Source organism: Rhodospirillales bacterium, from assembly GCA_016872535.1.
In the GTDB taxonomy this organism is placed as follows: domain Bacteria; phylum Pseudomonadota; class Alphaproteobacteria; order Rhodospirillales; family 2-12-FULL-67-15; genus 2-12-FULL-67-15.
This window is the reverse complement of sequence record VGZQ01000005.1, coordinates 1-26,559: the sequence shown is the minus strand read 5'-3', so window position 1 is coordinate 26,559 and position 26,559 is coordinate 1. Positions and strand designations below refer to the sequence as shown.

Here is a 26,559-nt window from a genome sequence, read left to right as displayed (position 1 = left end):
GGCGCCGTTCAGGGGCGCACGAGCAGGCTGTCCTCCGGCGCCCACCACACGGCGACGGGCTCGTCCGGCGCGAACGGCTGTTGGTGCGGCAGGCGCACATCGATTATGGCGCCGGACTCGAGCCGTACGCCGACGCGCTGGTGAGTACCGAGATAAGCGGCGTGCGCAATCCGTCCTTTCAGGATGTTGGTAACGTGGCTGTCCGGCGGCGCGCGGTCGAGTTGAATTTTTTCCGGCCGGATCGAGAAATAAACCGGGCCCGCGCCAGCCTCGACGCCGCCGCGCGCGGGAACCCGGACCGTCGCGTTACCGAAAAGCCGGCACACGATCATGCCGGCGTCGGCGCCAACGCGTTCGCCTTCGAAGATGTTGGACTTGCCGATGAAGGTGGCAACGAACCGGTCGAGCGGGCGTTGGTAGATGTCTTCCGGCGTGCCGACTTGGCGGATGACGCCGCGATCCATCACCACTACCTTGTCGGCAAGGGCAAGGGCTTCCTCCTGGTCGTGGGTCACGAACAGGGTCGTGATCTTGAAGCGGTGCTGCAACTGGCGCAGTTCGACCTGCATTTCCTCGCGCAGCTTCTTGTCGAGCGCGCTCAACGGCTCGTCCAACAAGAGGACCTTGGGGTCGATGGCGAGCGCGCGGGCGAGCGCCACCCGCTGGCGCTGGCCGCCGGAAAGTTCGCTCGGCAGGCGCCGCTCCAGCCCGTCGAGTTGCAGAAGGCGGATCAGATCGGCCGTGCGTCGCTCGATTTCGGCCGCGGGCTGGCGGCGCAGCCGCAGTCCGAAGGCGATGTTGTCGGCGACCGTGATGTGGGGAAAGAGCGCGTAATCCTGGAATACCAGCCCCATGTCGCGGCGGTGGGCGGGCACCGCGTCGTAGGGCTGACCACCGACGATCAACTCGCCCTTGTAATCGACGAACCCCGCGATGACCCGAAGCAGCGTCGTTTTGCCGCAACCGCTCGGGCCCAGGACGGCGACGAACTCGGCGGGAGCGAGATCGAGGGAGACTCCTTTCAGGATTTCGAGCCCCGCGATCTGTACGCGAATCTGGCGAAGTTCGACCTGCGCCATCAGTGCCCCCCCGGCGCGAACAGATGGCGCCCGACGACACGATTGAACGCGAGCACGAACAGGATGACGCCGAGCACCACCAGCGAGGAAACCGCCGCCCCGGTCGGATCGTTTTCGGTCTGGACGAAAAGATAAAGCTCGACCGGCAAGGTGGTGCGGTTCCAGACCAGGAACTGCGAGGCGGTGAAGTTCTCGAACGAGGTGACGAAGGCGAACACGCCGCCCGCGACGATACCCGGCCGCACCAGCGGCAGCGTCACCAGCATGAACGCCTTGGCCGGTGGCGCGCCGAGGGAGCGGGCGGCTTCCTCCAGCGTGCGCGAAGCACCCTCCAGCGCCGCCACCACCACCCGGGTCGCGAACGGTAAGGTGATGACCACGTGCAGGATGGCGAGCGAAACGACGGAACTGACGATGCCGAGGGAGGAGAGCGTCACCAGGAACGCCATGCCGACCACCACCTGGGGCACGATCAGGGGCGACAGCAGGAGGGTGAGAACGGCGTCGCGGCCGAAGAACCGGTAACGGACGAGGGCGATGCCGGCGAATGTCGCGATCACCACGCTGATGACGGCGGTCGCCGATGCCAGGATCATGGTCAAGACCGCGGCGTTGGCGAAGCCGTCACGGTTGGCGAGGTTGTAATACCAACGCAGCGAGAGCCCGGTCGGCGGGAAAATCTGCTCGACGCCGGGATTGAGCGATACGCCGAACAGGACGATCAACGGAAAGGCGAGCAAAAACAACAGCGTAATTCCCGCCAGCTTGACGCCGAAATGGCGCGATGTTCGGGCGCGCATGCTCATTGGCGCGGCGTCACCCGGCGAAAGAATTTCTGCAGCAGGTACACGGCCGCCAGCGATACCGCCAGCATCACCATCGCCGAAGCGGCGGCGAACGGATGGTCGAAGGACTGCATCGCCTTCGCGTAGATCAGGTTGGCCATCATGTCGACGTAGCCGCCGCCGAGGGCGCCGGGAACGATGTAGGAGGTCAGTTCGAACAGGTACACGATCACGATTCCGGCGGCGACTCCGGGCAGGGTCAAGGGAAAGATCACCTGCCAGAACGTGCGCAGCCGCCCGGCGCCGAGCGACATGGCGGCGATCTCCAGGTTGCGCGGCAGCGCCTGCAGGCTGTTGAAGATCGGAAACACCATGAACGGCAACGACACCAGCACCATGCCGATGGCGACGCCGGCTTCGGTGTAGAGCAACCGGAGCGGCGCGTCGACCAGGCCGAGGCCGAGCAGGGTCTTGTTGATGACGCCGTTCTTGCCGATCACCATCATCACCGCGTAGGTGCGGATGACGTAGGCGGTGAAGAACTGGACGATCAGAACGACGCCCGCGACCAGGCGCACGGCGGGCGACGAACGATACATGAAATAGGCGATCGTGTAGCCGAGCACCGCCGTGATGGCCGTGCAGTAAAGCGAAATCCACAGCGAGCGGAGCAGGAAGTCGAGATAAAAGGGAGACGCTAGGAACTTGGCGTAATTGTCGAGCGTGAACCCGTCGCCGACCAAGCCCGGACCGAGACTCGGCCGGACGCTGTAGTGGAGCATGATCGAGAGCGTGTAAAAGAAAAAGCCGACGACGATCCCGGAAGGAAGCAGGAACGTCGTCGGCCAAAGCCATCGGCGACCGGCCGTTACGGTCGACACCCGAAGCAAGGCACGCCCTCGATGGACGGACGATCCGGCGCGCCGTTCAGCGGCGCACTTGCACTTCCTGCATCCAGCGCTCCTCCCATTTGGCGTACTGGGCGTTCACGTGCGTCCAATCGACCGAGTAGACTTCCGGCACCGGCAGCGCGGGAATGATGGTTTTCAACTTTTCCGGAGCGGGCGATTTGGGGTTGGCCGGAATGGTGCCCGCGATTCCAGCCATGATGGTCTGCGATTCGGGGGTCAGCATCAGGTTGATGAACTGCTCCGCCGTCTTGGTCTGGGACGCGCTGCGTCCGGCGACCAGGGACACGGGAATGGTAGCGAGGAAGCGGGGCGCCGGCATCACGAACTCGTATTTGGAATCGGGGCCGAGGTGGCGATAGACGTTGGGCAGAATGCCCCAGCCCGCGACCGCGATTTCGCCGGTTTCCAGAAGCTTGATCGACTCGGGGTCGGTCTTGTAAATCGCGTGCAGGTTGTCTTTCAGGGCTTTGATCTTGGCGAAGCCCTTGTCGATGTCCTTTTCGCTGCCGCCGTTGAGCAGCGCGGCGAGGATCAGGAAATTGCCGCGATCGAGGGTGAAGGAAGTGCCGACCTTGCCCTTGAGCCGGGAATCCCACAGGTCTTCCCACTTGGTGATTTTGAACGGCACCAGGTCCTTGCGGTAGAAAATCCCGCGCGGCGAAAGCCAGATCGCGGCGCCCGTGTCGGTCTTCAAATTCGCCGGGATCGCCGCCAGGTTGGGAATTTTCTGCGGGTCGAGCTTGGCGAGCAAATCGGCCTTGGTTGCCGCGGCCACCGTGCTTTCGATCGATGTCCAGACGTCGATCTGGGGAGTGGCCTTTTGCGCGATCAGCTTGTTCATGCCGTCGCCGGCGCCGGTTTGCACCACGAATTCGACCTTGTGGCCGGTATCCTTCTCGAATTTTTCCGCGATCGGGCGGAAGATATCGAGCCAATGCCCGCCCCAGGTCATCAGGCGGATGGTTTCCGCGGACGCCGGTGTCGCCGTCCAGACGAACGCGGCCGCGACCGCGCCGGTGACGAAAGTCGATAACGCTCGTTGCTTAAGCATGGTGCGCTCCCTGATGAATCGTTGTGCCGTTTTCGTGGTCTTCAACATTCGGCGGAACGTTCGTTTTTCGGCCTCATGTCGTCGTTGAAACCGCTCGCGGCGGATGCTCGAATTTTTTCGCGATCAGTTCCCCTGCGTCCGTAATGTGCTCGGTCACCAGCCGCGTCGCGGCCGACACGTCGCGCCGGCGCAACGCGTCGACAATGGCGCGGTGCTCGGCTTGAGTCTTGTCGATCGCGTCGGAATCGTACAGCGGCTGAATGACATGGAAATAGTCCTGATAGTCGACCACCATCTTGGCCAGGCGGCGGTTGTGGGCGGCCCCGACCAGGGTTTCGTGGAAACGGCGGTTCAATTCGGCCCGGGGGGCGACGTCTTCGACCCTGAGAGCCTCCATGTTGTCGCAGATGTTTTCCAACCGGCGGAGGTCGTCGCCGTCGAAGCGCTCGATCGCCTTAGTCACCGCGTGGGTTTCGAGGGCGATGCGGATGTCGAGGATTTCGGTCAATTGCTGGCGCGGATCGGCGACAATGTAGCCGCCGTTCTCGATGGCGGAAACCAGGTCCTGGCCTTGCAGCAGAACCAACGCCTCGCGCACAGGCGTGCGGCTGACGCTCAGCTCGGCGGCGATGTCGGTTTCAATCAGGCGCGCCCCCCGGGGATATTCCCCGCGTAGGATCTTGTCGCGAAGATAGCGGTGGACCTGGGAAAAGACCCGTTCGCGCGCAATGACACGGTTCAACGGCCGTTCCTCCGAATAAGGTGAGTTACGGGCGAGCTTGCCAGGAATAATAATATCAAATACAGTATCCCGTATACAACAATCTAGCGGTCGTCTTTATGGTGGCGCCGGGGGAGGCTGTCCGTGGTTGAGGAAGTCGAAGTCGTCGAGACGGATGTCTTGGTGATCGGCGGCGGCGCGGCGGGCGCCAACGCCGCGGTCAAGGCCGCCGACCAAGGCGCGCGCGTGGTGCTGGTGGTGAAGGGGCTGCTCGGCAAGAGCGGCTGTTCGATCTTCGCCAGCCACATTCCCTACCACGACATCTCGACCGAACAGAAAAGCCGCGACCGGTTGGCCTACGCGATTCGCTATTACAATCACTACCTGACCGATCAGGAATACTGCAAACGGGCCAGCGTCTACATGCGCACCGAGTTCTTCGTCGAACTCGAGCGGCTCGGCATTTATTGGCGCCGCGACGGCGACAAGCTGAACGCCACCGCCGCGCGCACGCCGACGCTGGTCGCGCACAAGCAGGGCGCTTCCGGCGTCCTGATCATGGACAAGCGCCGCCGCCAGATCTTTGACCGTGCCATTCCGGTCTACGAGGAATGCGCGGTCACGTCGTTGTTGCAGGACAATGGGCGCGTGGTCGGGGCGACGGTGCTCGATCTCCAGCGCGGACGGTTCTTCGCCGTTTCGGCCAAGGCGGTGGTCCTCGCCGCCGGGCATTCGGATTACCTCTCGACCCGCTCCACCGGCACGCGCGAACAATCGGCCGATGGCGTGGCGATGGCGATCCGCGCCGGCGCCGAGGTCGCCAACCTCGAAATCCAGTGGTGGCACATCAGCGACGTGCTCGCGCCAAAATCGTGGATGCGCTACCACATCTATCCCAACCCGCTGATGGGAACGGAAGAAACCTCGCGCGTCTACAACTCCGACGGCGAGATGTTCTTCGAGCAGAAGACCCACAATCCCGGAACCTCGGCGCCCTATATCCACCAGCTCCGTCTGCTCGCGCAGCAGGTCAAGGCCGGCAAGGCGCGCTGGGACGGCGGCTATTATTCGGGCTTCACCCACATTCCCGCCGACACCGTGCTCAAGTACCAGCACCAGGCCAAGATCTGGGGCAAGCTCGGCCTCGACGTCGGCAAGGATCTGCTCGAATGCGGCATCACCTGGCACATGCGCCAGGGCGGCATCAACGTCTCGACCGAACGCATGGAATCGAACCTGCCCGGCCTGTTCATCGCGGGCGGGCTCGGCGCCCATTACTTGGGCGGGGTAGGACCATCGAGCTACGACGGCAAGGTTGCGGGAGAATCGGCGGCGGCGCTGGCGGCGGAATCGAGCAAGCCGGCCATGCCGCGCGCCATGCTGGATGCCGAACAGCGCCGCGTATTCGGCTTCCTCAAGGCGGATTCCGCGGGCGTGCGGCCGATGGCGGCCAAGCTCAGGATTCGCGAACTGATGTGGGAGCTCGGCTACGTCAAAAACGAGCAGAAGTTAAACGCCGCTCTCGACGGAATCGTCGCGGTGCGCGAACAAATGGTCCCCAAATTCGGCCTGCAAAGCGCCTCGCGCGCCTGGAACACCGGCTGGATGGACGCCCTCGACGCCTGTTCGATGATCGACGCGACCGAGGCGATGGTCCGTTCCGCTCTGCTGCGCAAGGAGAGCCGGGGCCCGTTCTACCGCGAGGATTATCCGTACGTCGACAACGAGAACTGGCTGCGCAAGATCATCCTGACGCGCGACGGAAACGAATGGAAATCGCGCACCGAACCTTATGCGTTGCCCTACCTCAAGCCGGAGAAAAGCCGTGAGCCCTTCTTCGAAGCCGACTTCTAGTTCCGGCACCATCCGGGTCCGCATCCGCCGTTTCGATCCGACCGTCGATGCGGTGCCGCGCTTCGAGCAATTCGAGGTGCCGGCCAAGCCGCTGATGCGGATCATCGACGTGCTCGATTGCGTGCACGAGGACCTGCAGGTCGATATCGGCTACCGCTGGCTGTGCACGTCGAAGAAATGCGGCACCTGCGCGGTCAAGGTCAACGGCACGCCCAAGCTCGCGTGCTGGGACGAGGCGCTGCCGGACATGACGGTCGAGCCGATCGACAACGTGCCGGTAGTGCGCGATTTGGTGACCTCGCGCGCCGAATATCAGGATATGCTGGCGCGCGTATCGCCCCTCCTGGTGCGCAAGCGCGACTACCCCGGCTTTCCCGAGCCGATCACCGAAACCCAGTTCGCGTCGACGGTGCACTTGCGCGATTGCATACAGTGCCTCGCCTGCCAGTCCGCGTGCCCGGTGTTCGCGCAAAAGGACAGCGGCTTCGCCGGCCCGGCGATCCTGGTGCAGTTGAGCGATCTGGCCCAGGACCCGCGCGACGACGCCGACCGGGCCGATCTCGCCGACCGCGTCGCTCAAGTGTTCAAGTGCGTTTCCTGCTACGAATGCGAACGGGTCTGCCCGACCGAAATCCCGATCGTCGGCGAAGCGATCGAGCCCTTGAAGCGTATCGCGCGCCGTTCGGGTGCCAGCTCGGGGGCCCGGCGCGCCCGTGCGTTCTGGGAAATCGCCCGCGACGAGGGCATGGTCAACGGCGCCAAAGTAGCGCTGCGCGCCGGCAAATCCGGCCTCGGCGCGCTCGCCCTCGGCTTCCGGCTATGGCGGCGGGGCAAGATCAGCTTCGCGTCGGTCTTCGGCAAGGGCGGCTCCGGTTCGGACGCCGTGCGCCGCGCCCATCAAGCTTCGGAGAAACGCCCATGAATCGCCGTTACGCCTATTTTCCCGGCTGCTCGGCCAAAGGCACCTGCCAGGAACTCGACGTCAGCACCGCCGCCGTCGCCAACCGCTTCGGGATCGAGCTGAGCCCGCTCGAAAATCCGGGCTGCACCGGCGCACGCGAATTCCGCGCCATCAGCGAACTGGTTCATTTGACCGCCAATGGCCGCATCATCGCCAAGGCGGAAAGGATGGGCCGCGACTTGGTCGTGGTCTGCGACACTTGCCTGCTCAACCTGGTGGAGGCAAACGCGAAGTTGAAAGCCGATGCGGAATGGCGCCGGGCGGTCAACGACGCGCTTTCCGCCGAAGGGCTCGAGTTCAAGGGCACGATCGCGGTCAAGCATTTCCTCTGGGTGCTGACCGACGACCTCGGCCCGGACGTGTTGCGCAAGAACATCGTCCGCCCCCTGCGCGGACTGAAAGTAGCGCCGTTCTACGGCTGCCACATTCAACGCCCGGTCGCTGCCCACGGCTCGCGCGCCGAGGAAAAGCCGGCGCTGGATCGGTTATGTGAACTGCTCGGCGCCACCGTCGTCCAATACGAAGGCGCCAGCCGCTGCTGCGGCTTCCACGTGGTCGCGGCCGAGGAAAAGATCGCGCTCAACATGAGCGGCTCGCACCTCGGCAACGCCAAGGACGGCGGCGCCCATTGCGTCGTCACGCCTTGCCCCCTCTGCCACACGGTGTTCGACGCCTATCAACCGGACATCGAGCGAGCCAAGAACCGTTCCCTGGGTCTGCCGATCCTGCACGTTTCGCAGATGGTCGGATTGGCGATCGGCCTTTCCGCCGAAGCGTTGGCGCTTTCCCGTCATGTGGTCGAATGCGGGGATATGCTCGCCCACATCCCTCAGGCCTCTGGTGCAGCTTAAACCCAGGCGTGACGGCGACTTCCTGATCCATCGAATGAGCCTTTGGCGGATTGCCCACCAAGGGCTTTTCCGTGCCTGGACCCAAACTGAAATAAGCCGACTTTCATATCTTTCGCATCAGGCTTTATGTGACTACATTAGATCACCCAATGCGTTCCACTTCACCTCCGGCTCCAGCGCGATCCCCCCGGGGCCCAGTTCAAACCTATCAGTATGTCGAGGCGATTCCCTTCGCGCTCGCGCACGTCGTCTGCCTCGGCGCAATCTGGACTGGCGTGCACGGGTCGGACGTGGCGATCGCGGCCGGGCTGTATGCGCTGCGCATGTTTGCGGTGACGGCGGGCTATCACCGTTATTTTTCGCACCGCGCGTTCAAGACGGGGCGGGCGTTTCAATTTGTCCTGGCGTTTCTCGCGCAAACCTCGGCCCAGCGCGGCGTTCTGTGGTGGGCGGCCAATCACCGTCATCATCACCGCTATTCGGACACGTCCAATGATACCCATTCGCCGGTCCGCGATGGATTCTGGCACGCCCATCTCGGCTGGTTCTTCACCAAACGGCATTCGCGCACGGACCTGGCCACGGTCCGGGACCTCGCCAAATACCCCGAGCTCCGGTGGCTTGACCGGCATCCGTACCTGCCCGCGATTCTGGCCGGATTCGCCGTCTGGCTGCTCGCCGGCTGGTCCGGCCTGGTCGTGGGCTTTTTCTGGTCCACGGTCGCCGTGTGGCACGCCACGTTCTCGATCAATTCGCTCGCCCACGTGATCGGTCGCCGGCGTTACGTGACCGGCGACCAGTCGCGCAACAACTGGTGGCTCGCCCTGCTGACCTTCGGCGAGGGCTGGCACAACAATCACCATCACTATCAGAGCGCGGCCCGCCAGGGGTTCCGCTGGTACGAGTTCGACGCCAGCTTTTACGTCCTGAAGACGCTCGCCGCCGTGGGACTGATCCGGGATTTGCGCATGCCGCCAGACCATGTTGTGCGCGGCGACCAGCCGTTGCGCCCGGCGGTCGTGGAAAAGGCCGCAAGCCTGCTGGCCGCGAGTTTTCCGATCGAACGCATCGCCGCCGACGTGCGCGCCCAGTTCGCCGGGCGAATCGAGGATTGGCGCCAACGGTTCGACGGCCGGGTGGCGATGGTGCGCCGCGACCTGGAGGAATTGGTCCGCACCGTGCAGCAGCCACCGATGCCGACCTTATCCGATCTTCACGCCCGCGCCGCCGACCTGTTCGCGCGCAGTTCGTCGATGAACGACATCGTCGGACGGGCGCGGCAAAAGTTGATCGAGAGCGTGTGCGAAGCCGTGCTCGGCGGTCACGCGGCGCTCGTTCCCACGCGGGCCTGATCGTTTGCCGAAGAAAAACGCCGCCGGCCCCGGACGGGGCGGCGGCGCATCTAATCCGAAGGGAGAGTTACTCGACCTTCAGGTTGGTCGCGACGGTTTTGCCCCGCTCGGTCGTCATATCGTAGCTGATCTTCTGGCCTTCGCGCAGGGTATCGAGTCCGGCGCGTTGCACGGCAGTGATGTGGACGAAAACGTCCTTACCGCCGTCGCTCGGCTGGATGAAGCCGTAGCCCTTGCTGGGGTTGAACCATTTGACGGTGCCGCTAGCCATATTTGGCCTCCTTTAAGCACGTGTTGAGACAAGCGCCCGCGCGGAACTCCACGCGGTCACGAACAATCCGGATTTGTGGGGAGTGACTTGAAGTGTGAGCCATTCGGTCGACGCACAGCGTCTCTCAAGGCGAGCTGCAAGGCAGGCCAAAATCGCGATTGCCGTGGGCAGAGGACACCATTTGTTCCACCAAGTCAAGCCACTCCAAACTCGCCGTTTCCGTTTAGAAAGAAATCGCTTTTTCTTTCAGATACTTGTCAGATGATGAGTGGGTTCAAACGGCGCGCGAATGGCGTGCCTTGCCGCTCCCGAGATAGGTGTCGAATACAGCCGCAATGGTGCGCATGAACGGCCGGCCGGTTTCGGTCACGCGCACGACCGGTCCCGTCAACTCGGCAAGACCGTCGTCGACCATGGGTTTGAGCGCTTCGGCGTCGGGGGTTAGCGCGTCTTCGGGAAATCCGTGGGAACGGCAAAGGGCCGCGAGATCGGCCCGCATGTCGCACATGACCCGCTCGATGACCGCTCGCCGCAATCGATCCTCCGGCGTCAGGACGATCCCGCGATGGACGGCGAGCCGGCCGGCCGTGATCGCCCCGTCGTATTCATGGAAAGGCACGGCGTTCTGAACGTAGCCCTGCGGGAACTGTCCGATGGCGGAGGTGCCGAATCCGATCAGAACGTCCGCCGGATCGTCGGTATAGCCCTGGAAGTTCCGCCTGAGTGTTCCGTCGTCGAGGGCGCGGGCCATCGCGTCGTCCGGTTTGGCGAAATGGTCAAGTCCAATCGGGCGGTAGCCGCGCGCCGCGAGCGTCTCGGCCACGGCCAGGGCTTGCGACAGGCGCTCGCGCGTGCCGGGGAGCGCGCTTTCGGGGATCATCTTCTGGTGGGATTTCATCCACGGCACATGCGCGTAACCGAAGACCGCGAGCCGGTCGGGCCGCAACGACGCGGCCAACTCCGCCGTGCGTCGCGCGTCGTTCACGCTCTGATAGGGAAGTCCGTACATCAAATCCATGTTGAGCGCGCCGATGCCGGCGCCGCGCAATCCATCGGCCGCTTCGGCCACCTTGGCGAAAGGCTGGATGCGGTTGATTGCTTTCTGGACATGGTCGTTGAAGTCCTGCACGCCCAAGCTTGCTCGCGTCACACCGGCCGCCGCCAGCGCGCCCACGCGCGCCGAGTCGAGCGTGCGCGGATCGGCCTCGACCGCGATCTCGGCGTCCGGCCGGATGTCAAAATGTCGCCGCAAGACGTCCATCAGGCGGAGAAAATCGTCGGCCGCGAGCTGCGTCGGCGTTCCGCCGCCCCAATGAACGTGCCCGACCGCGATCGCGCGCCCGGCGATCCCGGCGACGAGAGCGATTTCGCGCGCGAGCCTGGCGGCATAGTCGGCGATCGGGGTGTAGCGGGCGGCGACCTTGGTGTGGCAGCCGCAGTACCAGCACATCTCGGCGCAGAACGGCACGTGCAGATAAAGCGAGACGACCGCGTCCGCCGGCAGCGTCTCGATCCAGCGCCGGTAGCGGTCCGCGCCCACGTCGGCGTGGAAATGCGGCGCGGTCGGATAGCTGGTGTAGCGCGGCACCGGCCGGTCGTAGCGCTCGGACAAATAAGGGGAGGAATCCATGACGCCAATTTAGTCCGCGGTCCGATTTGGGCCTTGATGGGGGTCAAAACCCCGTGTTTCTCCGAACATGCGTCTTTACAGAAAGTTCAGCGATTTCAAATATCTAGTTTAATCGCAGGGTCCCGGTTCGTTTCTCGGGCGGGCCAATTGTACCTTAACCGCGTATAACCAAACATGTTCTAATTGACGCGCTTTTAATCATCATCGGGCGCACGCGCATATCGCGAAGGGGGCAACCTGACTGGGGAAATCACCTACGAGATCCAGGTCAGCAAGCAGGGACGCTGGAACGTCGCCGAGTTGTGCACCACCCGTGGCGAGGGCGTAAAGGTGGCCGAGGCTCTCCTCGCCGGCGGGAAAGCCGATGCCGTCCGCGTACTGGAAGAGCGCGAAGGGCGCAAGCCGAAAACCATTTTTGAGAAGGTCGGTGCCGGCCGCGCCGAAAAACCGATCTCCATCACCGCGATCGAGGATTCTCCGGTTTGTCGGGCGGTGTCCGGTTTCTTCGCGTTCGATGCCCGGCTGACCGTTGCGCGCTTGATGCGCCATTTTCTCGATGAATACGGGTTGACCGCCCTCGAACTTCTCTACGATTACGGACGGTTGCGCCAGATTTATCGCCACGAAACCCTTTATCCCCAGGCGCTTCACCGGCTCGCGAATATTCAGGCGCGCAAGATCGGGGAAAAGCCCGCCACTCGCGTTGACTTTCTGCACCGTGGCATGATGGAGCTGATGGACCGCGCCCGCGACGACAGCGATCTCGGCCGGTTTCACGCGATTCTCAAGGAAAAAGGCGCGCCGAGCATGGTCGCGGCCGTCGATCGGGAATTTAAAAACGATCAAGCCACCTATCTCAAGTGCGGCGCGGTAGCGAAGCTGCTCGGCGAGGACGCCGAGTGGAACGGCAAAGTCGCGCTATTGTGCGACGAATTGGAGCGCGGCGCGGATGGCGAGGCCTTGTCGGTTCTCGACGACTCGCTGGCTGAAATTCTCGATGGCGGTCAGGCCATTCAATCGATCTTCGGCGGGCAGTCGGACCTCGGCTCCGCGCTGCGCAACTTGACGCTTCTCAGCTACGGCGCTTGCACCGCGAAAGGTGGGCGCAATTCCTGCCTCCCTCGGCTCAACGCTGTTCTCGGCCGCGTCCGCCTCGGGCGCTCGTCCCAGATCGTCGTCGGGCGGGTGGAGCGCGCGCTGAAGGGAATTGCCCCGTTGACCAAGGAGAACCCGAAGGCCGACCGGGAAGCGTTCGTCGATCTGATCCGCATGCTTGTCGCTCCGGCCGGACTGATCGGCGGCCCCGGCATGAGCGAGGCGATCACGCAACGCGCGCGCATGAGCCTTGCCGCCGGCGGAGAGGACCTGACCCCGGAAAAGGCCATTGCCGAAATTCAGGCCATCCTGCCCGGGCGCGCGCCCCGGCTCGGCTATTTGCTCGATCTTGCGCGAAGTTCGTTCGGGCAAAAGAATCTGCCTCTGGTGGTCAAGGCGCTCGCGGAATTGATGGCCGAATTGCCCGATCTTGCCGCCCTGTTCCCGGCAGGCACCACGCGCCCGCAACAGACGGCGATCATTGCCGATCTCCGCCGCAGGCTGGCCGGCGAGGCGATTCCCAAGGAACTCCGCGAACAGCTCGCGCGGCGGCTCGAAAGTTTGGCCTCCGGCGAAAAAACCACGCCCGCCGGAACCGACGGTGAATCGCCGCCAACCTCGCCTCCCCCGATGGCGTCGGAAAAAGTCCGCGTCGATGGTCAGGATCTGCCGCGGCGCTCCGTGCCGGCGGGGGAATACCTGTTCCGCCAGGGCGATCCCGGCGACGAGGCGTATTTGGTGATGTCGGGTGAAATCGACATCCTGCTCGCGGAAAACGGCAAGGAACGGATTCTGTCGGTGGCGCGGCGCGGCGACGTGGTCGGCGAAATGGCGTTGCTTGCCCATGCGCCGCGCGTGGCCTCGGCGCGGGTGCGCGCGCCCGCGGAACTGATCGTCGTTCCCGAAGAAATGTTCCAGGCGCGCCTCGATCGGCTCGCGGAAACCGACCGCGTCCTGCGCCGCATCCTCGATGTCTATACTTCCCGGTTGCGGACGGCCGTGAGCGTCTGAGCCTCAGGATTGCAAGTCGAGCGTCACTTCGACCACGCCTTCCTCCGGGATCATGCGCTGGGCGAAGCCGAGGTTGCGGGCCAGCTCGCGCATTTTCGCGTTTTCGTTCATCACCTGGCCGACGATGGTGCGCGTGCCGCGTGCCCGGCAATAGGCGATCATCTTTTCCAGCAGGCGATGGCCGAGCCCCTGGCCGCCGAGGTCGGAACGCACCACGATCGCGAATTCGGCGCGTTGGTTGTCCGGGTCGGTCGCGGTGCGCACGACGCCCAGGGTTTCGCGCCCGCCGCCGTCGCGATCGGCCGAGGCGATGAAGGCCATTTCGCGGTCGTAGTCGATCTGGGTGAAGCGGGCCATTTCCGTGTGCGGCAACTGGCGCACCAGGCCGAAGAAACGGAAGCGGACGTCCTCGGGGCTGAGCTTGGCGATGAATTCGTAATGCTCCGGCTCGTCCTCGGGGCGGATCGGGCGCAGCAGCACGCGCCGTCCGGACGTCAGCGTGAACATCTCCTCCAGTTCGCGCGGGTAGGGGCGGATGCTGAGCCGGCCCGCGCCGTCGCTTTCGGCGGGGCGCACGCGGATGCGCGCGTCGAGCGCGAGCACCCCGTTCGCGTCCGCCAGCAACGGGTTGATGTCCATCTCGACGATCTCGGGGATGTCGACGATCATCTGCGCGACCCGCATCAAGGCGAGGTTGAGGGCCTCGGCGTTCGCCGGCGCCCGCCCGCGCGCGCTGCGCAGCAACCGCGCCACGCGCGTGCGCCCGACCAGTTCGCGAGCGAGGGTCATGTTGAGCGGCGGCAGTGCGATCGCCCGGTCGGCGATCGCCTCGACCGCGGTGCCGCCCTGGCCGAACAGCACGACCGGACCAAAGATCGGATCGGTGGCAATGCCGACGATCAACTCATGCGACCCGGGTCGCGCCGCCATCGGCTGCACGGTGAAGCCGACGACGCGCGCTTCGGGCGCGCGCGCGGCGACCAGGCGCAGCATGCGCTTCGCCGCCGCTTCCACGGTCGGCTCGGAGTCGAGAAACAGATCGACGCCGCCGACATCGGATTTGTGCGTGATGCCCTCGGCCAGGATCTTGAGGGCGACCGGAAAACCGATGCCGCGCGCCTTGAGGGCGGCCTCGGCCGGCGTGCGCGCGATATGGGTCTCGACCGTCGGGATGCCGTAGGCGGCGAGCACCGCCTTCGATTGCAGTTCGTCGAGCATGATGCCATCGGCGGCCTCGGGCGCGCGGGCGAGCGTTTCCTCGACCATCAGGCGTGCCGCGGTCGCCGACACGGTGAATTCGGACGGCACCGACGGCGGCGTTTCCATCAGCATGTCCTGGTTGCGCCGGTAACGGTCGAGGTGAAGGAAGGCGCGCACCGCCGCCTCGGGTGTGTCGAAGGTCGGAATTCCTTCGCGCGCGAACAAGGCCCGCGCCGGGGCGACCGTGTCGCCGCCGACCCAGTTGGTGAGCACCGTGGCTTTTTCGGCGCGAAAAACTTCGGCGACGGCGCGGGCGGCTTCGGTCGAGTCGGCGACCGCGGTCGGCGCGTGCATGACCAGCAGGGCGTCGATTTCCGGGGCGTGCGCCAGAATGCGGGCGGCCTCGGCGTAGCGGGCGCCGTTCGCGTCGCCGACGATATCGACGGGATTGCCGCGCGACCAGGTGGCGGGCAGGACGGCGTCGAGCGCGGCGACCGTCTCGGGCGAGAGCGCGGCAAGCCGCCCGCCGTCCTCGACCAATCGGTCGACGGCCATCACCCCGATGCCGCCGCCGTTGGTGAGAATGGCGAGGCGATCGCCCCCTGGACGGCGGATGCGGGCGAGCGTTTCGACGGCGGCGAACAGCTCCTCGACACTGAACACGCGCAGCATGCCGGCCCGGCGGATGGCGGCGTCGTAGACGTCGTCCGATCCGGCCAGCGCGCCGGTGTGGGAACGGGCCGCGCGCATGCCGTCGGCGAAGCGACCGGCCTTGACCACGAGCACCGGCTTGTTGCGCGCCGCCGCCCGCGCCGCCGACATGAAGTTGCGGCGCGCGCCGATCGATTCGATGTAGAGCAGGATGGCGCGGGTGTGGGGATCGCTGCCGAGGATGTCGAGCATGTCGCCGAAGCCGACGTCGGCGCTGTCGCCGAGGGAGACGAAGCACGAAAAACCGATGCCGCGCGCGCGCGCCCAATCGAGCACGGCAGTGCCGAGCGCACCCGATTGCGACACGAACGCGATCTCGCCGGGCAGCGCGGAGGTGTGCGCGAAACTGGCGTTCAATCCGATGCGCGGCACGATCGCGCCGAGACAATTGGGTCCAAGCAACCGAATGCCGTGGCGTTTGGCCGCGGCCAGCATCGTCACTTGGGCATTGGCGCCGTCGGCAAGGATTGTTTGCGCGAGACCGGCGGTGACGACGATGGCGGCGCGGACGCCCTTGGCGCCGAGGGCCTCGATCACGCCCGGTATCGTCGCGGGCGGCGTGCAGACGACGGCCAGGTCCGGCGTCTCGGGCAGGCTCGCCACGTCCGGATAAGCGAGCACTCCGGCGACCGCCTTGTGCTTGGGATTGACCGGCAGGATCGGCCCCGTGAATCCGCCCGCCAGCAGATTGTGCAGGGTCACGTGCCCGACGGTGCCGTCGTCGGCGGAAGCGCCGATTACGGCGACGGAGCGGGGCGAAAACAGTTTATCGAGGGCGCGGAGCGGCATGGAAGGATTGGCGCTTTTCCGGCCCGCGCCCTCCCCGCGCGGGCATGTGTCCGGTTATTTCGACTTCATCACGTAGACGCCGTCCCATTTCTCGGGCGGCTCGGTCTTGAGGTGTTCGCAGCGCTCGATGTAGATCTTGGACAGCTTGTCGTCGGGATTGGCCTTCAGGGCCTCCTGGAAACCGGCGATGGCCTTGTCCCAGTTGCCCGCGCGATACTGCTTGATGCCGGCGCGGAACTGGTTGATGACGTCCATCATGTTGGGGAAGCTGTCGTCGGTGTGGTAATCGAGCACCTCGTGAACCGCGACCGGCTGGGTCTTGCCTTTGACCACCACCAAGTCCACCTCGCGCGTGCGATAGGTGCCTTTCAGCTTCTTGTAGGTGTTCTCGCTGATCAAGATGTGCGCCGCGTACTGCTTGCAGGCGCTTTCCAGCCGCGAGGCGAGATTCACGCCGTCGCCGATCACGGTGTAGTCCATGCGCTTGGGCGATCCGATGTTGCCGGAAACTACCGTGTCGGTGTTGAGCCCGATGCCCATATCGATCGTGAGCAATCCCTTGGCGGCGCGGTCCACGTTCCAGGCGTTCATCTCCCGCATCATCGAAACCGCCGCGCGCACGGCACGGTCTTCATCGTCGTCGTGCGGAACCGGCAGGCCGAATTCCGCCATGATCGCGTCGCCGATGAACTTGTCGAGCATGCCGCCTTCGCGCGTGATGCAGTCGACCATGATCGTGAAGTATTCGTTGAGCACCGAGACGATGCCTTGCGGTCCGAGGTTTTCGGAAAGCGTCGTGAAACCGCGCACGTCCGAGAATAGCACGGTCGCCGGCACGCTGCGCCCGCCGAGCGCCTCGGCGCCGCTCGCCAGCAACTGGTCGGCGAGGCCCGGGTCCATGTAGCGGGCCATGGTCGATTTCATCCGCTTTTCCGAGCTGATGTCTTCGATCATGACCATCGAGCCGAGCTTCTTGTGTTCCGCGCTGACCAGCGGCTGGATCGTGACATTGGCCGAGCCTTTTTCTCCGCCGCAGGTAAGTTCGGCGTCCATGGCGATTTCGCCGATCTGGGTTTCATCGACCTTGGCGATTTTCTCCAGCAGCCAGGCGTTGTCGCCGGCGAAGTAATCTTTGGCTTTCTTGCCGACCACGTCCTTGACGGCGGCATGCAGAATGCGCGACGCGGCGGCGTTGCAGGTGACGATCACCCCGTCCTCGTTGAGGGTGATCACCCCGTTCGACATGCTTTGCAGCATCGATTCGTTGTAGTTTTTCATGTTCTGGACGTCGGCGAAGAGCTTGGCGTTCTCCAGGCCGATGGAAATCTGCGCGGTGAAGGCGCGCAGGCGCTGTTCGTCCTCGTCGGTGAAGGGACCGCCCTTCTTGTTGAGAACCTGGGTGACCCCGATCACCTTGCCCTGCTTGTTGATCACCGGCACGCACAGGATCGAGCGGGTGAAAAACCCCGTTTTCTTGTCGAACCCCGGATTGAAGCGCAGATCGGCGTAGGCGTGCGGGATATTGACCGACTTGCCGCTGGTGAACACGGCGCCGGCGATGCCGAGATGGTTGGGAAAACGGATTTGGGTGGCGCCGAGGCCTTCGCCGACCTGGGACCACAGTTCGTTGGTCTTTTCGTCGTTGAGGAACAGGGTCGAGCGTTCCGCCTGCAGCATCTTGGTGGCTTCGCCCATCACCTTCTTCAGCAGCGAGCCGAGATCGATGTCCGAAGTGACGTCGGCGACGACGTCGAGGAACTCCATCTCTTTTTCCCGGTTCTTCTTCATCCGCTCGATGAACTGGGAACTTTGCAGGGCGACGGTCGCCTGCGAGGTCATCGCCTCGAGGACGCGGAGATCCTCCTCGCCGAAGGAGCCTTCTTTCTTGTTCAGGCATTGGGCGACGCCGATGATCTCGCCCTTCACCGTCTTGACCGGCACGGCGATGATGTTGCGGGTGACGAAACCGGTTTGCTGGTCGACCTGCCGGTTGAAGTGCGGGTTGCTGTAGGGGTCGTCGACGATCAGGCTTTCGCCGGTCTGAAAGACGTGGCCGGCGATGCCCTGGGCGTTGAGGAAGCGGATTTCGCGCCGGAAATTTCCCTGGGCGAAGCGGGAATAAAGTTCCCCGGTCTGCGCGTCGTTGAGAAACAGCGTCGCGCGCTCGGCGCCCAGCTCCCACGACGTCATTTCCATCACCGTCTCGATGATTTCGTCGAGAGAATCGATTGCCGCCACCTTGCGCGACAGCGCCAGCAGCATCTCGGCGTTCTGCAGGCGCCGCCGCTCCTCGGCGGTGACTGTCGCCGCGCCGGTTTCGGCCGTCGCCCGCAGCGGCTCTTTCGCCGCCCGCGGCACCGCGGGCACAACCCGGCCGGAGGGCGGACGGGTAGGGTCGGCGGACATCAGGCGCGAGCCGGAGCGTCCCGATTTTGCCGGCGCGGCGCCGGAGGCGCCGGGCGCGGAAGCGGATTGCGGCGGGGCTTTGCCGTCGTTCATACGTTAGGTTCCCGGGGCGTGTTCGAGCTTGGCCGCGCGCGTCGGGTCGCTACGAGCGGCGCGCATGGCGACGCCGGAGCGTTGGGCATCTTCCAACCGATCGCGCAAATCCTGGATGGTGGCGCGCAGCTGCTTGATTTCGTCGTGTGCCTCGCGTTGAAACTGCTGGATGCGTTGATCGGCATCGTGCCGTACGCTGTCCATCTGGTCGCGCAGGGCCTGGACCGCGGCCTTGAGTTGCGCCACTTCGTCGGCGGTTGTCCGTACCGCGGTTTGCACGGCGTCGTCCTTGCTGGCGCGCACCGAATCCACCTGATCGCGCATGGCCGAAACGGTGGCCTTGAGCTGGACGATTTCGTCGTTGGCGACCGCCACGGCGGTTTGCACCGCCTGCTCGCGGGCGTACCGCTCGCTTTCGAGAGATTCGCGCAGCGCGGCGATCGTGCCCTTGAGATGGCGGATTTCCGTCTCCGCCGCCCGCAGGGCGTCCTGGGCGGCGTCGTTGTTCCCGTTGGTCGGGTTGCTCGCGCGGGGGCCGTTGGCCGGCATGACGGATTGCCCTCAAGACGTTTTGCGCCGGCAGGATACCCCGTCTCCGCCGGCTTCGCCATATGGCGGAGCCGCGAAAGCGCCGCCTACCATTCGCCCTTGGGGCACAGGCGGCGCTCCTTGGCATAGGCCTCGGGGGTGTCGAGGGCCGCGTTTTCCCGTTCCACGTCTTTATGCATGGCGTCGAAGATTGTTGCGAGGTCGTCATGCAGCATCTTGCGCAGCCGCTCGGCGCCCGCCTTGGGATCGGCGACGCGTACCGGCGGCAGGGCGGGCGCGGCTTCCCTCAGCCGCGCCTCGATCCGCGGCGCGTAGCGCTCGATCGCGGCACGGTGGACCTCGATGTGTTTTTCCTCGTGCGCGCGCACGACCTGGAAGGGGCACGATCCTTGGCGGTAGCCGCGCGCGACGTAGGCATCAAGGCGGGAAGACCCGAATTTGACGTCGGCCCAAATCAGGCGGGCGCAGAATTCGGGACCGGCGGCGCCGGAGCGCGCGCCACGGATCGGTGTTGCCTCGACGCGCACGTCGACGGCCAGGACGGTGGTGGCGAGCGTGAGGCCGATCGATTGCCAATTGGGGCCGACGGCGGCGACCTTGCCGCCCGACCGGGCGCGCAAGACGCGAATTTCTTCGTTGGTCTTATGGTAGTGCCAGTTGACGACGGGCGGTTGCAGGGTAAAAGAGATATCGGGAGTCTTGCCCCGTCCGCCCGGGCGGCATTCGTCGGCCGCCGCCGGACTTGCCAATGCCAGCGCAAAAACAAGTCCGGTTCGTAAACGCTTGATCGCGATCATGGTACGGGCATTATTATAGAAGAATAAAAACGGATACGCTTGCGGCTCTTGCCGGGCAGGCCATCGGAATCAAGGAGGACGCGCGCATGGGCGGTCAGGAAATCACGCTGAAAGCTAAGGATGGCGGCAGCTTCATGGGTTATCTCGCAAAACCCGAATCCGGCCGCGGGCCGGGGGTGGTGGTGATCCAGGAAATTTTCGGCGTCAACGCGGTCATGCGCGGCATTACCGACCAGTTCGCCCGGGACGGCTTTGTGGCGCTCTGCCCCGATCTCTTCTGGCGCCAGGAGCCGGGCATCCAGCTCACCGACCAGACCGACGCCGAATGGGCGCGCGCCTTCGAACTGTTCAAGGGCTTCGATCTGGCGAAGGGCATTGCCGATCTTGATGTGACCATCGAAGCGTTGCGGAAAATGCCGGGGTGCTCGGGCAAGGTCGGCACGGTCGGATTCTGCCTCGGCGGTCGGCTCGCTTATCTGACCGCAACCCGCACCAAGGCCAACGCCGCGGTCGGATACTACGGCGTCTATCTGACCGAACATCTCAACGAAATCATCCGCTGTCCGCTTATGCTCCATATTGCCGGCGCCGACGAATTCGTTCCGCCCGAGGCGCAGAAGCAGATTCACGCCGCCCTCGACCGGCATGCCAAGGCGACGCTGTACGATTATCCCGGCCTTGGCCACGCCTTCGCGCGCGAAGGCGGCAAGCATTGGGATGCGCAGGCAGCCAAGACGGCGAACGCCCGCACGCTGACGTTTTTCGGCAAGCACCTCGGCTGAACCATGTCCGCGCTCCGAACCGGCGCAGGATTGTTCGCGCTGCTGGCCATGCTGTCGGCGGCCGTGGCCGACGAGATCTCGGGCCCGGCCCGAGTGATCGATTCGAATACCATCGAGATCGACGGCCGGCGCGTGCGCCTGATCGGGGTCGACGCGCCCGATCTCGACCAGACATGCCCGACACGCAAGGGCGAAACATATCCTTGCGGCCGGGTGGCGGCGCAAACGCTGGTGCGTATCGTGAAGGACGGGTCGCTCGACTGCCGGGGCGAGCGCACCGACGCCGCCGGACGGCTGTTGGCGCGCTGCGCCATTCGCGGTTTCGACGTGGGCGAACAATACGTGCTCACCGGGCGCGCGTTCGCCGACCCGGAAACCGGCGGCGATTACCGTCGCGCGGAAGCGACGGCGGAAAAACTGCGCGAAGGCATGTGGCGGGGCGAATTCCAGAAGCCGTGGGATTGGCGCAAATTACGGGCGGCGGAGGCCGCCAAATAGCCCCGCCCCGTTGCGGCAAGCCCGCCGTCGCGCGGCCGGCAAAAAAAAGAGCGGCGAACCGCTCCGAAAGGTCGTTGTCGTTGAATTGTTGTTCTGCGCCCTGTTTGTCGATGCTTAGGTCGCGGTCTGACCGGGGTGATGCGCCTTCCAGGTCGTCCACCCGGCTAAGCCGACGACGAACACGCCGATGAAGACGAAGTTCCAGGTAGCGGAGTAAAGGGTTCCGACTTCGGTAGTGAACTTGGTAGTGGCGAAGCCGAGAACCCATGGCGACACAATCAGCCAAATTCCCAGCGCCATGCTCACCCACTCCTCCCACTCGTGGAACGCGATCAACGCCGCCGCAGCGGCGATAGCGATGATGGCGCCCAGGATGTAGGCGTTCCACATCGCGAGCTGGGTGTTTGTGTAGGCAAGCACCCATGGCGAGACGATCAGCCAAATACCCAGGAGCAGGTTACAGACGTCCGGCCACTGGCGTTTCGCGGTTTGCAATAAGGCGTTCATTGCTGCACTTCCTCCTTTCGAATCATTGCGTCCCTCGCGCGCGACCGGAGATGGCGCCCGGGGACGGGCTTCCATGTCCGGCCGGCTGGCGCAATTCGCTAAAAACGAGATAGAAACGCCCAACGAGTTCCGCAAGCTCGCACAAAGCCGCGGAAAGGGCCGAATTTGGCAGTAGCCCGCCTCGATAAAAACCATTTGTAAACTGTCAGTTTTCGCATGGTTCCGCACGACCCCAGCGGTAGGACTGGAACCCGCAACCCAACAGTTGACAGTTGCTCGTCTGGACAATGGGCAAGCAATGAAAACCGGTAATGGAAAGCCCGCCCTCGGGGCGTCCGAGGACGGGCTTTGGCGTCGATCGAAATGGCTCCGGCGGTAGGACTCGAACCTACGACCCAGCGGTTAACAGCCGCTTGCTCTACCGACTGAGCTACGCCGGAATATCGCGATAAAATATCACATCAGCGTTGGAGGCGCGGGCCGGAATCGAACCGGCATTCAAGGATTTGCAATCCTCTGCATCACCACTCTGCCACCGCGCCGAAACCCGGTCTCCGCGCGAGGGTGGGGACCTTAGAGGTACCCCCGACCCTCCGTCAAGGTAGCTCCGAAACGTTTCCAGAGCGATTTCGTTGAGGCCGCCAAGTTCGTCCGACAGGCCTGGAGGCGTGTATGCGCTAGAGGGTAATGGTAGGCTCTGCGCCACCCCAGTCAGACGCACCCGCCGGACGCAGGTTCTTGACGTCCGTTTGATTGAAGCGGCAATGGGCCTGTGATGAAAAAGAACCTTTTACTGGCGGTCGTCGCGACGATCTTCGCTTATATCCCGCTCGAAATCATATGGCGGCACGCGCTCGATCAGGTGCCCTTGACCCTTCACAAAGAATTGGGACGCCTGCAATGGCTCGCCCAGCCGTCGAAGACGAGCGTGATTCCAAATAATTATATTATGATCATCGGTGACTCATACGCGGAAGGACTTGGCGACTGGTTGATGCAGGTCATCGACAAGGGAAATCCCAAATTCAACGCGGCTCACGTACTGCACGACCAAACCGGGCGCGATGTCGTGACGTTCGGGTTTCGGGGCGGCTCGCCCAGTTGGACCGCCGTCTTTCAGGCACCCGCGGCGTTACATGGCATCAGGCTTTACCGGGGAATGAGCCTAGCCGACCCCGACTCCATTCTTGTTTTCTTCTATGCCGGAAACGATGTGAACGACGAAATGGCGCGATTGCAATTCCTCATGCCGCCGGATTTCGATCATGCGAGGGCCGATGATAGGAATTACGTGTATGCCTACCTGTCCGCGCTCGGCACTCACGCGGAAAACGCGAGCGCGGCCCGCTGGCACCCTTTGCGTAATGCGCACCTGTTTGACACGGCCACCAAATTGATCAAATTGCTCGCGAAGAATTGGGGTCATCGGCGCCCGTCCCTGGACGCGACCGATCCTTTATTTCGGGGCGGAGGCCAATATCGGGAAGACTGGAGCCGTTACGAGCAATCCCGGATTACCTTCGTCACCCGTGACGGCCTCAAGCGCTATCCCGCGTCCACCGTCGAGCCTTTCGCTTTCGATACGGATCGGGATATCCGAATCGCGGGACTCTGGCTTCAAGAGTCCCTGCGTGTTTTGAAAGAGAAATTCCCCAATTCGAATGTCGCGGTCGTCTACATTCCGAGTCCGGCGGGAGTCTACGATCTTCCCGATGGCACGATCTTGACGGATCGCATTCGCACGCCAACCTCGGAAACGCGCGGGCCAGAAACCCATTTCTCCGCGGCGGATCTGGAAGCCGCCGACGCGCGTGTCCGTAAGGAGATTCATCGGGCCGCAATCGAGGTCGATGTTGATTTCATCGATACCCGTCCATACTTGCGCCGCCGCGCTTTCGATTGGGGGCATTTGCATGGGCCGAATGACGCCGGGCATTTCAATGAGCGCGGTTATACCGCTCTTGCGGAGGCAATAGAGGCTGGAATGAGGGCAACGTCCTCGCGCACGGTTCGGTAACGGTTGAGTTTTCGGCCTTCTCCCGCTAGCCTGTCCGGCACCGCGCACGTCCGTTGAACATGGGCCGCTCCGATGGATTTCGCGACGCTCCGGCGCAACATGGTCGAAAGCCAAGTCCGTCCCAACCGGGTCACGGACGAACGCATTCTCGATGCGATGGGCACGATTCCGCGCGAATTGTTCGTACCCAAGGCCCGACGCGCGCTGGCCTATGCCGATGAAGCAGTGGAAATCGCCCCCGGTCGCTATCTGATGGAGCCGATGCTCGCCGCGCGCCTGATCGAGGCCGCCGCGATCCGGCCGACCGATGCTGTTCTGCTGATCGGCGCCGGGAGCGGCTACCTGGCGGCCGTACTGGCGCGGCTCGCGCCGGCGGTGGTGGCGTTGGAAAGCGATCCGGAACTCGTCAAGGAAGCCGGCCGGCGGTTGAGCGAGGTTGGCGCCGACACGGTCGCCGTGATCGAAGGCGCGCTGACGTTCGGGTACCCGCGTCAGGCACCTTACGACGTGATCGTGTTCGACGGCGCGGTCGCGGATATTCCGCAGGCCATCCTTTCCCAGCTCGCCGACGGCGGGCGTCTGGTGGCGATTGTCGCGCGCCCCGGGTCCGACACGCTGCGGGGCGGCAAGGCGGTGGTGATGACGCGGGTCGGCGACGCGTTCGCGCGCCGCGAGGCATTCGACGGCGGCACGCCCGTTCTCCTGGAATTCGCGCGCAAGCCGGCGTTCGTTTTTTAGTCGTGCCTCAAGCGGTCGATTCGGCGGATTTCCGGGCAGTTTCCCGGGGGCGAGACCGCTCCGGATTGTTAACGATATGAATAAAATGATATTTTTCAGGCCATTGACCGTCGGTAGGGGTTTCTGGTCCTTTTGTTAACCAAGGTGAAGTTGAATAATTCCCTCGAAGCCACAATATGTTGTGGCAAAAGGGGATTAAGGCTGTGCCGAACGCTTCGAGCCTCCGGCCAAGGCGGGTAATGACGTTGGCGAAATTCGCGAACAACCTGGCGACGGTCGGCTGCGCGCTTGCGTGCGCGGTCGCGGCGGGCGCCTTTCCGTTCGGCGCGCGCGCCCAGGGAATCGAGGACGCGTTGGCCGAAGCCTACCGCAACAACCCGCAATTGCTGGCACAGCGCGCGCGCGTTCGGGCCACCGACGAACAGGTGCCGCAGGCGCTCGCCGGCTGGCGTCCGACCGTGGACATGACCGCCGACGCGGGCACGTCGCGTTACGAAACGAATATCCCGTCATCATCGAGTCCGGCCCTGCAGCATCGCGAGCCGAAAAGCACCAAACTCGAACTCACGCAACCGCTCTATCGCGGCGGCCGCACCCGGGCGGCGACGTCGGAGGCGGAAAACAACGTCAAGGCCGAGCGGGCGCGTCTGGTCGCCGTCGAACAGCGGGTATTGCTCGATGCGGCGATCGCGTATCTCGATCTGTACCGGGAAATCGCGGTTCTCGATCTCAACGTCAACAACGAACAGGTTCTGCGCCGCCAGCTCGAAGCCACCCGCGACCGTTTCCAAGTCGGCGAAATCACCCGTACCGACGTCTTTCAGGCCGAGGCTCGCCTTGCTCGCGCCACCGCCGACCGGATCAAGGCCGAAGGCGACCTCGAAATCGCGCGCGCGTCCTTCGTCAAGGTGATCGGCGCCGCGCCACCGGCCGCCCCGGCCTTGCCCGCCTCGCCGGACCGCTTGCCCGAGGACAAGGACAAGGCAATCCGCGACGCGGCGGTCCAGAACCCGGCGGTGATCGCCGCCGAGTTCGACCAGAAAGCGGCGAAGGACCGGGTCGATGGCGCCGAGGGCGAATTGCTGCCCACGTTCCGCATCGTGGCGTCGGCCGGGAAGGATTGGGAATCCTCGAACGAAAGCTCGCGCATCTCCAATCTCGAAGCCAAGCTCAAGTTCTCGATGCCGCTCTACGAGGCGGGGGCGACTTACGCCAAGGTGCGCGGCGCCAAGCAGACGGCGGCCGAGCGCCAGAACCTGATCGACAAGGAACGCCGCGACGCGGTCCAGACCGCGACCCGCGCCTGGGATACCCTGCTGTCGGCCCGGGCCCGGGTCGATTCGTTCGATTCGCAGATCAAGGCGGCCACCGTCGCCCTCGAGGGGGTCGAGCGGGAAGCCGCCGTCGGCTCGCGCACCGTGCTCGATGTGCTCAACGCGGAACAGGAATTGCTCGACGCCAAGGTCAATCACGTCCGGGCTCAGCGCGACGAATTGGTGGCGGCATTTGAGCTTAAATCGGCGATCGGGCTGCTCACCGCCGAGCGCATGGGACTCAAGGTCGATCTCTACGATCCGGTCGTTAACTACGACGAATCGCGGGACAGGTGGTTCGGAACGTCCGTCAAGGGTGGCGCCGAATGACGGCTTGGGGTAAAAGAAACCGATGGGGACAAGGCGCGGGATCAGCGCGCCGCTAGGGTGAATCGTTGGGCGATCAGAGCGCACAAACCGGCCAAGAACCGTCGATGGAGGACATCCTTTCCTCCATCCGGAGGATCCTCTCCGACGACGAACAACAGGCTGCGCCGCCGCCGCCGAAAACCGAGGCTGCGCCGCCACCGCCACCGCCAAAACCTGCGGCTGCTCCACCGCCGCCGCCACCGCCTCCGCCGCCTCCG

The 26,559-nt window shown here is 64.3% G+C and carries 23 protein-coding genes and 2 tRNA genes; 11 read left to right on the top strand and 14 right to left on the bottom strand.

The features are described 5' to 3' along the window. Positions 1–8 precede the first annotated feature (8 nt). The 5 genes from FJ311_02120 to FJ311_02100 are packed head-to-tail and all read right to left on the bottom strand — an operon-like array spanning position 9 to position 4,568. The gene (locus FJ311_02120; protein MBM3950232.1) at positions 9–1,079 is read right to left on the bottom strand and encodes an ABC transporter ATP-binding protein; all 1,071 of its coding nucleotides are present in this window, start codon (positions 1,077–1,079) and stop codon (positions 9–11) included. Then, positions 1,079–1,885 carry an ABC transporter permease gene (locus FJ311_02115; protein MBM3950231.1) on the bottom strand — a complete coding sequence of 269 codons (807 nt, stop codon included), beginning with the start codon at positions 1,883–1,885 and terminating at the stop codon, positions 1,079–1,081. The genes FJ311_02120 and FJ311_02115 overlap by 1 nt, the downstream gene beginning before the upstream one ends. Further along, positions 1,882–2,745, bottom strand: a complete 864-nt coding sequence (locus FJ311_02110; protein MBM3950230.1) for an ABC transporter permease — start codon at positions 2,743–2,745, stop codon at positions 1,882–1,884. The genes FJ311_02115 and FJ311_02110 overlap by 4 nt, the downstream gene beginning before the upstream one ends. A 46-nt stretch (positions 2,746–2,791) precedes the next feature. Further along, the gene (locus tag FJ311_02105) at positions 2,792–3,874 is read right to left on the bottom strand and encodes an extracellular solute-binding protein (GenBank protein MBM3950229.1); all 1,083 of its coding nucleotides are present in this window, start codon (positions 3,872–3,874) and stop codon (positions 2,792–2,794) included. A 25-nt stretch (positions 3,875–3,899) separates the two neighbouring features. Then, on the bottom strand, positions 3,900–4,568 hold the full coding sequence (locus tag FJ311_02100; protein MBM3950228.1) for a GntR family transcriptional regulator: 669 nt from the start codon (positions 4,566–4,568) through the stop codon (positions 3,900–3,902). 123 nt (positions 4,569–4,691) lie between these two features. Between FJ311_02100 and FJ311_02095 the strand changes: the two genes are divergently transcribed. From FJ311_02095 to FJ311_02080, 4 genes are all read left to right on the top strand, one after another. Next, complete coding sequence (locus tag FJ311_02095) at positions 4,692–6,401, top strand: FAD-binding protein (protein ID MBM3950227.1); 1,710 nt, start codon at positions 4,692–4,694, stop codon at positions 6,399–6,401. Then, positions 6,340–7,323: a 4Fe-4S dicluster domain-containing protein gene (locus FJ311_02090; GenBank protein ID MBM3950226.1), complete on the top strand. Its 984-nt coding sequence runs from the start codon at positions 6,340–6,342 to the stop codon at positions 7,321–7,323. The genes FJ311_02095 and FJ311_02090 overlap by 62 nt, the downstream gene beginning before the upstream one ends. Next, the gene (locus FJ311_02085) at positions 7,008–8,213 is read left to right on the top strand and encodes a heterodisulfide reductase subunit B (protein MBM3950225.1); all 1,206 of its coding nucleotides are present in this window, start codon (positions 7,008–7,010) and stop codon (positions 8,211–8,213) included. The genes FJ311_02090 and FJ311_02085 overlap by 316 nt, the downstream gene beginning before the upstream one ends. Before the next feature lie 149 nt (positions 8,214–8,362). Then, positions 8,363–9,565 (top strand): acyl-CoA desaturase, encoded by a 1,203-nt coding sequence (locus FJ311_02080; GenBank protein MBM3950224.1) that lies wholly within the window; start codon positions 8,363–8,365, stop codon positions 9,563–9,565. Positions 9,566–9,632: 67 nt separating this feature from the next. Here FJ311_02080 and FJ311_02075 read toward each other — a convergent pair whose 3' ends face one another. Together FJ311_02075 and hemN are read right to left on the bottom strand one after the other, a co-directional pair. Then, positions 9,633–9,836, bottom strand: coding sequence for a cold-shock protein (locus FJ311_02075; GenBank protein MBM3950223.1), 204 nt, complete (start codon positions 9,834–9,836; stop codon positions 9,633–9,635). A gap of 274 nt (positions 9,837–10,110) precedes the next feature. Then, positions 10,111–11,466, bottom strand: a complete 1,356-nt coding sequence (gene hemN / locus FJ311_02070; protein ID MBM3950222.1) for an oxygen-independent coproporphyrinogen III oxidase — start codon at positions 11,464–11,466, stop codon at positions 10,111–10,113. Between the two features lie 330 nt (positions 11,467–11,796). Between hemN and FJ311_02065 the strand changes: the two genes are divergently transcribed. Continuing rightward, positions 11,797–13,572 carry a cyclic nucleotide-binding domain-containing protein gene (locus FJ311_02065; protein MBM3950221.1) on the top strand — a complete coding sequence of 592 codons (1,776 nt, stop codon included), beginning with the start codon at positions 11,797–11,799 and terminating at the stop codon, positions 13,570–13,572. Positions 13,573–13,575: 3 nt separating this feature from the next. Here the strand turns inward: FJ311_02065 and FJ311_02060 are convergent, their stop codons facing one another. From FJ311_02060 to FJ311_02045, 4 genes are all read right to left on the bottom strand, one after another. Continuing rightward, a complete protein-coding gene (locus tag FJ311_02060) occupies positions 13,576–16,272 on the bottom strand; it encodes a bifunctional acetate--CoA ligase family protein/GNAT family N-acetyltransferase (protein MBM3950220.1) in 2,697 nt (898 codons plus the stop codon). A gap of 54 nt (positions 16,273–16,326) precedes the next feature. Further along, entirely contained in the window at positions 16,327–18,678 is a 2,352-nt protein-coding gene (locus FJ311_02055) for a GAF domain-containing protein (protein MBM3950219.1), read from the bottom strand. Positions 18,679–18,774: 96 nt separating this feature from the next. Further along, positions 18,775–19,320 (bottom strand): hypothetical protein, encoded by a 546-nt coding sequence (locus FJ311_02050; protein MBM3950218.1) that lies wholly within the window; start codon positions 19,318–19,320, stop codon positions 18,775–18,777. Positions 19,321–19,406: 86 nt separating this feature from the next. Then, complete coding sequence (locus FJ311_02045) at positions 19,407–20,117, bottom strand: hypothetical protein (protein MBM3950217.1); 711 nt, start codon at positions 20,115–20,117, stop codon at positions 19,407–19,409. 86 nt (positions 20,118–20,203) lie between these two features. Between FJ311_02045 and FJ311_02040 the strand changes: the two genes are divergently transcribed. Beyond that, complete coding sequence (locus FJ311_02040) at positions 20,204–20,899, top strand: dienelactone hydrolase family protein (protein MBM3950216.1); 696 nt, start codon at positions 20,204–20,206, stop codon at positions 20,897–20,899. 3 nt (positions 20,900–20,902) lie between these two features. Further along, positions 20,903–21,397, top strand: a complete 495-nt coding sequence (locus tag FJ311_02035) for a thermonuclease family protein (protein ID MBM3950215.1) — start codon at positions 20,903–20,905, stop codon at positions 21,395–21,397. A 114-nt stretch (positions 21,398–21,511) separates the two neighbouring features. Here the strand turns inward: FJ311_02035 and FJ311_02030 are convergent, their stop codons facing one another. From FJ311_02030 to FJ311_02020, 3 genes are all read right to left on the bottom strand, one after another. After that, on the bottom strand, positions 21,512–21,904 hold the full coding sequence (locus tag FJ311_02030) for a hypothetical protein (protein MBM3950214.1): 393 nt from the start codon (positions 21,902–21,904) through the stop codon (positions 21,512–21,514). 364 nt (positions 21,905–22,268) lie between these two features. After that, positions 22,269–22,344 (bottom strand) — tRNA-Asn (locus FJ311_02025). Between the two features lie 28 nt (positions 22,345–22,372). Then, positions 22,373–22,446, bottom strand: a tRNA-Cys gene (locus tag FJ311_02020). A gap of 233 nt (positions 22,447–22,679) precedes the next feature. On the opposite strand from FJ311_02020, the gene FJ311_02015 reads away from it, so the two are divergent. The 4 genes from FJ311_02015 to FJ311_02000 all read left to right on the top strand — a co-directional run. Next, on the top strand, positions 22,680–23,921 hold the full coding sequence (locus FJ311_02015) for a hypothetical protein (GenBank protein ID MBM3950213.1): 1,242 nt from the start codon (positions 22,680–22,682) through the stop codon (positions 23,919–23,921). Between the two features lie 72 nt (positions 23,922–23,993). Beyond that, positions 23,994–24,659: a protein-L-isoaspartate O-methyltransferase gene (locus FJ311_02010; GenBank protein ID MBM3950212.1), complete on the top strand. Its 666-nt coding sequence runs from the start codon at positions 23,994–23,996 to the stop codon at positions 24,657–24,659. Positions 24,660–24,898: 239 nt separating this feature from the next. Next, complete coding sequence (locus FJ311_02005; GenBank protein ID MBM3950211.1) at positions 24,899–26,302, top strand: TolC family outer membrane protein; 1,404 nt, start codon at positions 24,899–24,901, stop codon at positions 26,300–26,302. A gap of 104 nt (positions 26,303–26,406) precedes the next feature. Next, positions 26,407–26,559, top strand: a 153-nt coding sequence (locus FJ311_02000; protein ID MBM3950210.1) for a DUF2497 domain-containing protein, incomplete at its 3' end; no start/stop codon positions are given.